The sequence below is a fragment of the Methanobrevibacter sp. genome, from assembly GCF_045541095.1.
In the GTDB taxonomy this organism is placed as follows: domain Archaea; phylum Methanobacteriota; class Methanobacteria; order Methanobacteriales; family Methanobacteriaceae; genus Methanocatella.
In genome coordinates this window covers 1-3,368 of record NZ_JAZQIJ010000249.1, presented here as the reverse complement: position 1 = coordinate 3,368, position 3,368 = coordinate 1, and the positions used below count along the sequence as shown (strand labels likewise).

At 35.5% G+C, this 3,368-nt stretch carries 3 protein-coding genes; 2 read left to right on the top strand and 1 reads right to left on the bottom strand.

The annotated features are described in order from the left end of the window. Positions 1–133 precede the first annotated feature (133 nt). Complete coding sequence (locus tag ACKI2P_RS10805) at positions 134–340, top strand: histone family protein (RefSeq protein WP_292738747.1); 207 nt, start codon at positions 134–136, stop codon at positions 338–340. A 40-nt stretch (positions 341–380) separates the two neighbouring features. Further along, positions 381–1,685: an amidohydrolase family protein gene (locus tag ACKI2P_RS10800; protein WP_407377490.1), complete on the top strand. Its 1,305-nt coding sequence runs from the start codon at positions 381–383 to the stop codon at positions 1,683–1,685. Here ACKI2P_RS10800 and tfrA read toward each other — a convergent pair. Then, positions 1,678–3,321, bottom strand: a complete 1,644-nt coding sequence (tfrA, locus tag ACKI2P_RS10795) for a fumarate reductase (CoM/CoB) subunit TfrA (RefSeq protein WP_407377488.1) — start codon at positions 3,319–3,321, stop codon at positions 1,678–1,680. The genes ACKI2P_RS10800 and tfrA overlap by 8 nt on opposite strands. Positions 3,322–3,368 lie beyond the last annotated feature (47 nt).

Below are 3,368 nucleotides of genomic sequence, written 5' to 3'. Positions count from 1 at the left end.
TTTATAATTCTTATTTTTTAATTTATCCTTAATTTTTGCAAAATATTTAAATATAAAGTCATATAATATGATATTTAGCTTATTATTAACGGTATTAATAATAAGTTTTCATTAAAATTTGCGAGGTGAAAACATGTCTGAAATACCAAAAGCTCCTATTGCTAGAATTATTAAAGAATCTGGTGCTGAAAGAGTTAGCGAAGATGCAAAAGCTGAATTAGCTGCATACTTAGAAGAAGTCGCTCGTGACGTTGCAAAAGAAGCTAATCAAGTTGCTAAAATTGCAAAACGTAAAACTATCAAAGCAGAAGATATCAAATTAGCAATTAAAAACTTATAATTAAGTTTTTAACTTTTTTTATTTTTTTTAAGGTGTTATTATGACAGATAATACTATTTTAATCAAAAATGCAATAATTTTAAATCCGAATAATTTTGAAGAAAAAAAGCAATCTCTTTTAATCAGAAATGACTTAATCGATGAAATTTCTGATGAAATCGATGAGGAAGGTGTTGACAAAATCATCGATGCAACAGGAAAAATTTTACTTCCAGGTTTTATTAATACTCATACTCATTTATCCATGACATTGTTTAGAGGATTGGCCGATGATTTAAGTTTAGACAGTTGGCTTAACGATCATATTTGGCCAATGGAAGCAAATCTCAATGGAGACTATTGTTATATTGGTGCTCTTTTAGGAGCAATTGAGCTAATCAAATCAGGTACCACAACATTTTCCGACATGTATTTTTACATGGAAGACGTTGCCCGTGCAATTGATGAGGCAGGCATAAGGGCTGTTTTATCATATGGAATGATTGATTTTGGTGATGCAGAAAGAAGGGAAGCAGAAATTAAGGAAAATTTAACATTATTTGAAAACTGCAACGGAATGGCTGACGGAAGAATTAAAGTATTTTTCGGCCCTCATTCACCGTATACAGCTTCTGAAGAATTGTTGATTAAGGTTCGTGAATTGGCCAATGAATATAATATGGGAATTCATATTCACGTTTCCGAAACCCAAAAGGAAATCAACGATGTCAGTGAAGAGAAAGGATTAAGGCCGTTTGAATATTTGGACAAAATAGGCTTTTTAGGCCCAGATGTCATTGCTGCACACTGTGTATGGTTAAGTGATGAAGAAATTGAAATAATCAAGAAAAACGATGTAAAAATATCTCATAATCCATGCAGTAATATGAAATTGGCTTCAGGTATTGCTCCTGTTTCCAAATTGATAGAAAATGATATTTGTGTTTCTATCGGAACTGATGGTGCTTCTTCAAACAACAATTTAGATTTGATTGAAGAGTTAAAAACCGCAAGTCTGCTTCAGAAAGTTTCAACTCTTGATCCTAATGTAGTCAATTCCCATGAGGCAATTGCAATGGGTACCATCAAAGGTGCTGAAGCTCTGGGATTAAGTGATGAAATAGGTTCTATTGAGGTCGGTAAAAAAGCGGATATTATTTTAATCGATACAAATTCAGCCAACATGGTTCCTGACAGTTCCACATTGACTTCAAACATTATCTACTCAGCTAACGGTTCCAATGTTGATACTACCATCTGTAACGGTAAGATATTAATGGAAAATAAAAAGTTAACTGTGTTGGATGAACAGGAAATTTATGACAAAGCTAAAAAAGCAATAAAAGAATTAAAAGAAGCTATCTAGCTTCAAATTTTATTTCTTTTTTATTTATTACAATACTCTTTTTCCACTCGTCTAATGTTTCAGGGAAATCAGACCTGAAGTGTGCACCCCTACTTTCCCTACGCAATATTGCTGATTTTACTGTTAGAATACAGATTTCAACCATATTTATGACTTCAAGAGCTGTAACCAAATCGGTATTATATTGATTGTTATCGCTGACATTTAGTTTGTCTAAATCTTTTTGCATTTCCACAAGTTCTTTTAAAGCTTCGTTTAATGTTTTTTCTTCACGCACGATAGCTACTTTTTCCCACATAAGGGTTTTGATTCTGTTTTTAAATTCCTGTGGGTTGATTGTACTTTCTTTAATTAGATTTTCAATTCTTGAAGCTTCATTTTGAACCATTTCGTCATTTGTTAAGAGTTCTGCATCTTCAGCATTTTTTGAAGCGCTCAATCCTGCTCTTCTTCCGAATACTTGGGTGTCTGCAAGGGCATTTCCGCCTAGACGGTTTGCACCGTGAACTCCTCCGCAGACTTCGCCCGCTCCGAATAGATTTTTTAGTGATGAACATCCGTTGGTGTCTATTTTCAGACCTCCCATGAAGTGATGTGCGGTAGGTGCAACTTCTATAGGCTCATGCTTTATATCGACACCAACATTTTCGAACTGCAGTACCATGGTTTCTAGTTTTTCTTCAATATAATCATCATCAAGGTGTGAAATGTCGAGATATACTCCTCCGTCTTCTGTTCCCCTTCCTTCAATGATTTCCTGATAGATTGAACGGGCGACAACATCACGGGTAGACAATTCCATTTTTTCAGGTGAATATCTGCTCATGAACCTTTCTCCGTCCTTGTTTATGAGTTTTCCTCCTTCAGCCCTTACGGCCTCAGTGACAAGAACTCCTTTTTTGGAATCAGGTTTTATCATTCCTGTAGGGTGGAATTGGATTTGTTCCATATCGATTAAATCGGCACCTGCTCTGTATGCCATTGCAAAACCGTCTCCATTTTTCTGGAAAGTATTTGATGTTACAGGGTATAACTGACCAGCTCCTCCACTGGCTAAAATGACTGATTTTGCTTTAAAATAAATTAGGCTTGTATCCTTGAGGTTCAGTCCGGTTGCTCCGATTACCTGATCGCCTTCAGTTACAAGTGAAGTGATCATTACCTCTTCGATACATTCTATATCTCTTTTTATGATTTCTTCTTTTAGTGCGTTAAGTAATTCCGCACCGGTTCTATCTCCCTGATAGCAGGTTCTTCTGTATGTCTGTCCTCCGAAAGGTCTTTGGTCTATCTCGCCGTTTTCCTTCCTGTCAAATAATGCGCCGTAGTTTTCAAGGTCTATTAACCTGTCCGGTGATTCGTCAACAAGAATTTCAACAAGCTTTTTGTCATTGAGATAGCTTCCTCCTTTTAGAGTATCTGCAATGTGAGTTTCCTTTGAGTCATCTTTATCAACTGTCTTAAACACTGCATTGTATCCTCCTTCTGCCATTCCAGTACATCCAGACCTAAATGACAATCCTTTTGATACAATTGTAGCCTTTAAACCAGCATCATCAACTTCAATTGCAGCTCTAGAGCCTGCTCCTCCAGATCCTATTATAAGTACATCTGTTGAGATAGTTTTTATTTCCATTTCCATTACCCTGTAAAATTAATTATATAGTATTACTTTTATTTTTT

Excerpts from the sequence above, each read along its gene's own strand:
- ACKI2P_RS10805 (WP_292738747.1), top strand. The coding sequence starts at position 134 with ATGTCTGAAATACCAAAAGCTCCTATTGCTAGAATTATTAAAGAATCT.
- ACKI2P_RS10800 (WP_407377490.1), top strand. The coding sequence starts at position 381 with ATGACAGATAATACTATTTTAATCAAAAATGCAATAATTTTAAATCCG.
- tfrA (WP_407377488.1), bottom strand. The coding sequence starts at position 3,321 with ATGGAAATAAAAACTATCTCAACAGATGTACTTATAATAGGATCTGGA.